This is a genomic window from Salinimicrobium oceani, from assembly GCF_012037645.1.
Genome location: NZ_JAAVJR010000141.1, coordinates 1 through 707 on the forward strand (window position 1 = coordinate 1; position 707 = coordinate 707).

Sequence of the window (707 nt, forward strand, 5' to 3'; positions counted from 1 at the left end):
TACAGGAGTCGGTAGAGTATTTACGACTTGTGAAAATGCTGCTGATGGTTATGCCACAACATTAGTTTTAACAGGAGAGACCGGACAGGTCGTAGAGTGGCAGCATAAAACTGCTACATCTTCTACCTGGTCAACCTTCGACAGCCAGGCCAAAGAGTTGACCAGCGACGAGGTATAACAATTAGTTAATAATCAATCAACTGTAATTAGGGCAATGATTTCAAATGGAGCCTGTAATACCGGAACCTATTCTGCTACAGCTATTGTCAGCGTAATCCCGTCTGATATTAAACCTTCTCCTGTGGAAGCTGAGCCTACAATAGTGTGCTTTGGAACCGATATTTCTTTAAGTTCCAAAACAGGATACGGGGAGAGCTTTGGATATTTTGAAGGAGGTGATTTCACCAATGCCGGAATAAAAAACAATGGTTGGAAATTCACTGACCCAGATGGAAAGGAAATTTCATTCGACGCAAACGCTGATTCTGGAGCGCCAATTCACTGGCATAAAACTCAGCCGAAATGGAAGTTCGCGACAGCTGACATCAATACTAATAAAATTACAGAAATGTGGTGGAATCCACTTTCAGATGGCAAAACAAATGAACACTTTGCCATAGCTCAAAGCACATATGATTCTAACATGGACACTCCTCCTTTCACCTTAACAGGTATGGATGAGGCTGTTGTGACCTTTGATCAGGCAT

1 protein-coding gene is annotated in these 707 nt (G+C 42.3%); it reads left to right on the top strand.

Annotation, left to right across the window (positions count from 1 at the left end):
* Positions 1–214 precede the first annotated feature (214 nt).
* The coding region (locus HC175_RS15900; protein WP_168139400.1) for a hypothetical protein at positions 215–707 on the top strand (493 nt) is incomplete at its 3' end.